The sequence below is a fragment of the Promineifilum sp. (SeqCode) genome (assembly GCF_041918635.1).
Lineage (GTDB): Bacteria > Chloroflexota > Anaerolineae > Promineifilales > Promineifilaceae > Promineifilum.
The window spans coordinates 1-4,325 of sequence record NZ_JAYRVJ010000238.1 but is presented as its reverse complement, the minus strand read 5'-3'; the positions used below and the strand labels follow the sequence as shown (position 1 = coordinate 4,325).

At 70.2% G+C, this 4,325-nt stretch carries 4 protein-coding genes; all 4 read left to right on the top strand.

Features of this window, described 5'->3' with window-relative positions:
* The coding region (purF, locus tag ACE3UY_RS08110) for an amidophosphoribosyltransferase (RefSeq protein ID WP_374687039.1) at positions 1-993 on the top strand (993 nt) is incomplete at its 5' end.
* 53 nt (positions 994-1,046) lie between these two features.
* Positions 1,047-2,327: a phosphoribosylamine--glycine ligase gene (purD, locus tag ACE3UY_RS08105; RefSeq protein ID WP_374687038.1), complete on the top strand. Its 1,281-nt coding sequence runs from the start codon at positions 1,047-1,049 to the stop codon at positions 2,325-2,327.
* Positions 2,328-2,420: 93 nt separating this feature from the next.
* The gene (gene purM / locus ACE3UY_RS08100; RefSeq protein WP_374687037.1) at positions 2,421-3,437 is read left to right on the top strand and encodes a phosphoribosylformylglycinamidine cyclo-ligase; all 1,017 of its coding nucleotides are present in this window, start codon (positions 2,421-2,423) and stop codon (positions 3,435-3,437) included.
* Between the two features lie 114 nt (positions 3,438-3,551).
* Entirely contained in the window at positions 3,552-4,148 is a 597-nt protein-coding gene (gene purN / locus ACE3UY_RS08095) for a phosphoribosylglycinamide formyltransferase (protein ID WP_374687036.1), read from the top strand.
* Positions 4,149-4,325: the final 177 nt, after the last annotated feature.

The following is a 4,325-nucleotide window of genomic DNA, read 5'->3' as shown; positions in this document are numbered from 1 at the left end:
GACCGCTGGGTGGCGCGGCTGCGGGCCTTCATGAGCGTGGCTCAGGGGGCGTACTCCTTGGTGCTGCTGACCCGCGACGCGGTCTACGCCGTGCGCGACCCATTGGGGCTGCGCCCGCTCTGTCTGGGCCAGGTGGGCGAGATGGGCTACGCCGTCGGCTCGGAGACGTGCGCGCTGCACACCATCGGCGGGGCCTACGTCCGCGAGGTGATGCCGGGTGAGATCGTCCGGCTCGACCGCCACGGCGTGACCAGCTTCACCGGCGCGCCGTCGCCGCGGCGGGCGATGTGCATCTTTGAGTACGTCTACTTCGCCCGGCCCGACTCGGTCATCGAAGGGCAGGTTGTCCACCACGTGCGCCAGGAGTTGGGCCGGCAGTTGGCCCGCGAGGCCCCGGCGGCGGCCGACGTGGTGGTGGGCGTGCCCGACTCGGCCACCCCGGCGGCCATCGGCTTCAGCGCGGAATCGGGGCTGCCATTCACCGAGGGACTGATCAAGAACCGCTACATCGGTCGCACCTTCATCCAGCCCGACGACGAATTGCGGCGCGAGGGAGTGCGCATCAAGTACAATCCGCTGGAGGCCAACCTGCGCGGCAAGCGGGTGGTGCTCATCGACGACTCCATCGTGCGCGGCAACACGGCCGGGCCGCTGGTGCAACTGTTGCGCGACGGCGGGGCCAAGGAGGTGCACGTGCGCGTCTCCTCGCCGCCGGTGCGCTATCCCTGCTTCATGGGCATCGACATGGCGACGCGGCGGGAGTTGATCGCGGCGCGTCTGGAGGTAGAGGGCATTCGCGAGCGCATCGGCGCGGACAGTCTGGCCTATCTGAGCCTGGAAGGGATGCACGAGGCGGTGCGTCTGGCCATCCAGCAGAAGACGGGCCACTGCGCGGCGTGCTTCTCCGGGCAATATCCCATCCCGATCCCCGACTGGCTGTTCGAGGACGACCGGCCGCGGGAGAAGCTTATCTTTGAGGGGGCGTTGGGCTAGACAGGTGCGACGCACTTTCTGAAGTGCGTTGCACCTGAATTGAGGGCGATTGAATGAGAGTATTAGTGATAGGCAGCGGCGGGCGTGAACACGCCCTGGCCTGGGCGCTGGCCCGCTCGCCGCGTGTGGAGGCGCTGCTCATCGCGCCGGGCAACGCGGGCACGGCCGCCTGCGGCGAGAACGTGCCCATCGCCGCCGATGACCTGGACGGCCTGCTACGACTGGTCGAGGCGCGCCGCGTCGATCTGACCGTCGTCGGGCCGGAGGGGCCGCTATCGTCCGGCATCGTCGACCGCTTCCGGGCCGCCGGCCGGCCCATCTTCGGCCCGACGCAGGCCGCCGCCCGGCTGGAGTCGTCCAAGGCGTTCGCCAAGGCGTTCATGCGCGACCACGCCATCCCCACCGCCGCCTCGGCCGTCTTCCGCGACTTCGACGCCGCCCGCGACTACCTGCATGCGCTGGACGGGCCGGTCGTCGTCAAGGCCAGCGGGCTGGCGGCGGGCAAGGGCGTGGTGGTCTGCGACGACGCGGCCGAGGCCGAGACGGCGCTGCGCCAGATGATGGTGGAGCGGGTCTTCGGCGCGGCGGCCGACGAGGTGCTGATCGAGGAGCGGCTGGCCGGGCCGGAGCTATCCCTGCTGGCCTTCTGCGACGGCGCGACCGTCGTCCCGATGGTTCCCGCCCGCGACCACAAGCGCGTCTTCGACGGCGACCGCGGCCCCAACACCGGCGGCATGGGGGCCTACGCTCCGCCGCCCGACGCGGACGCGGCGCTCGTGGCCCGCATCACGGACGAAGCGCTGCGGCCGGTCGTGGCCGGCATGGCCGCGGCCGGCGCGCCCTACGTCGGCGTGCTCTACGCCGGGCTGATGCTGACCGACGACGGCCCGAAGGTGCTGGAGTTCAACTGCCGCTTCGGCGACCCGGAGACGCAGGCCGTCCTACCCCTGCTGGCGAGCGACCTGGCCGAGGCGTTGCTGGCCTGCGTCGAGGGGCGGCTGTCGGCCGATCTCGTCCGCTTCAACGCCGGGGCCTGCGCCACGGTCGTCATGGCCGCGCCCGGCTATCCGGAGGCCTACCCGACGGGCGCGCCGATTCACGGCCTGGACGAGGCGGCGGCGACGGGCGCGCTACTCTTCCACGCCGGCACGGCGCGGCGCAACGCTCAGGTCGTAACCAACGGCGGGCGCGTCCTGGCCGTCAGCGCCATCGGCCCAAACGTGGCCGCGGCCGCCGCGCGGGTCTATGAGGGGGTGGCGTGTATCCAGTTCGAGGGGGCGCACTATCGGGCTGATATTGGGCAGGGGAGCGGGGGAGCAGGGGAGCAGGGGTGAAAACAGTCCTCCTTGAGAGCCTCTTTGCTCCCCCGCACCCCCGCGCCCCTGCTCCCCTGCACTCTGTCCATCACCGTCACTGAAGGAGGAGCCATGACCGATACCGCTTACGCCCGCGCCGGGGTGGACATCGCCACGGCGGGGCGGGCCAAGGAAATGATGCGCGCCGCCGTGCGTTCGACGTTCGGGCCGGAAGTGCTGTCCGACGTGGGCGCGTTCGGCGGGCTGTACGCCGCTGACGCGCTGCAACGCATGGCCGCGCCGGTGCTGGTCGCCTCGACCGACGGCGTGGGAACCAAGACGAAGGTCGCCGCCCGGCTGGATCGCTGGGACACCATCGGGGCTGACCTGGTCAACCACTGCGTCAATGACATCCTGGTGCAGGGTGCGCGGCCGCTGTTCTTCCTCGACTACGTGGCCGCGTCCCGCCTCGATCCGGCGCGGATGGCGGCCATCGTCGGCGGGGTGGCGGCGGCGTGCCGGGCGGCCGGCTGCGCCCTACTGGGCGGCGAGACGGCCGAGATGCCCGGCGTCTACGTGCCCGGCGAGGTGGACGTGGCCGGGACGATTGTCGGCGCGGTGGAGCGCGACCGGATCATCGACGGCCGCCGCCTGCGGGCCGGCGACGCCATCCTCGGTCTGCCCTCGACCGGGTTGCATACCAACGGCTACTCGCTGGCTCGCCGGGCGCTGGAAGGGCTAGACTGGTCGGCGGCGCGCGACGACCTGAACGGGGCGACCATCGGCGACGCCCTATTGGCGACGCACCGGCCCTATCTGGCCGAAGTGGGGGCGCTGTGGGCGGCCGGTGTGGACGTGCGCGGGTTGAGCCACATCACCGGCGGGGGGCTGATCGACAACCCGCCGCGCGTCTTCCCGGCGGGGCTGGGCGCGGTGCTGCGGCGCGGGACGTGGCCGGAGCCGCCATTGTTCGACCTGATCGCCCGGCAGGGGGACGTGCCGCCGGCAGAGATGTTCCATGTGTTCAACATGGGGCTAGGGATGTTGGTCATGGTGCCGCCGGAGGACGTAGCCCGCGCGCAAGCGGCCGTGCCCGATCTTTATTTTGTCGGCGAAATGATTGAAGGCTCTTCGATGGAGATTGAATAAATGAACCACGGATTCTCGCGGATTCGACGGATGAACACGGATTGAATGAAGGGTTCAATCCGTTACATCCGTAAAATCCGCGAGAATCCGTGGTTCATTTATTCGGAGGCGCATATGAAAGCGCGGTTGGTGGTGCTCATCTCCGGCTCGGGCACGAACTTGCAAGCCATCCTCGACGCCTGCGCGGCGGGGCGGCTGCCGGCCGAGGTTGTATGGGTCGTCTCGAACCGGGCCGCGGCCTACGGTCTGACGCGGGCCGAGGCGGCCGGTGTCCCGACCCGCGTCTTCCCTTTCTCCCCCTACCGCGACGGCGGGCGCTCGCGCGAGGCGTACGACGCCGACCTGGCCGTGGTCGTCGCCGAGGCGCGCCCCGACCTGGTCGTGCTGGCCGGTTGGATGCGCATCCTGACCGCGGCCTTCCTGGATCGCTTCCCCGGCCGCGTGCTGAACCTGCACCCGGCCTTGCCCGGCCAATTCGCCGGGACGCACGCCATCGAGCGTGCCTACGAGGCGTTCCGGCGCGGCGAGATTGACCATAGCGGCTGCATGGTGCACGTCGCCGTGCCGGAGGTAGACGCCGGGCCGGTGGTGGCTCAGGCGGTCGTGCCCTTCCTGCCCGGCGACACGCTGGCCGACTTCGAGGCGCGGATGCATGCGGCCGAGCATGAGTTGATGGTGGAGGCGGTGGGGCGGTGGATCAGTAAGCAGTAAGAAGTAAGCAATGGTCAGTGATCAGTAGGTCAGTTACAAGGCTCCCCTGCGCCCCTGCACCCCCGCTCCCCTGCGGCAGCAGCGCTCATTCCCCCAGCGCCGCGAGCAGCCGATCAATGAACGGCTCCTGCCCCTTGAGGATTTTCAGCCGCGCTTCAGGGATGGGGAACCAGCCGG

Bases quoted from the DNA above. Each gene is read 5' to 3' on its own strand.
- purD (WP_374687038.1), top strand. From the start codon at position 1,047: ATGAGAGTATTAGTGATAGGCAGCGGCGGGCGTGAACACGCCCTGGCC.
- purM (WP_374687037.1), top strand. From the start codon at position 2,421: ATGACCGATACCGCTTACGCCCGCGCCGGGGTGGACATCGCCACGGCG.
- purN (WP_374687036.1), top strand. From the start codon at position 3,552: ATGAAAGCGCGGTTGGTGGTGCTCATCTCCGGCTCGGGCACGAACTTG.